Raw genomic sequence first — 200 nt, forward strand, 5'->3', positions numbered from 1 at the left:
GCCTAGTGCGAGGTTTTTTCGAATCTGGAAGTAATGAAAGTTTTAGGGGTGTAGCTCCAATTGGCAGAGCAGCGGATTCCAAATCCGCGTGTTGGGAGTTCGAATCTCTCCACCCCTGCCACATTTAAGGCTCTAGCAGAAATGCTAGAGCCTTTTTACTTTCTGAATCATACATACGCCATTATACCAATCCGGAAAAT

Annotated in this window: 1 tRNA gene; it reads left to right on the forward strand. The window is 45.0% G+C overall.

From position 1 onward, the window contains the following. Positions 1 to 44: 44 nt before the first annotated feature. Positions 45 to 121 (forward strand) — tRNA-Trp (locus AB4133_RS21960). Positions 122 to 200: the final 79 nt, after the last annotated feature.

This window comes from Vibrio sp. 10N.286.52.F8 (assembly GCF_041468745.1).
GTDB classification, from domain to species: Bacteria; Pseudomonadota; Gammaproteobacteria; order Enterobacterales; family Vibrionaceae; genus Vibrio; species Vibrio crassostreae_C.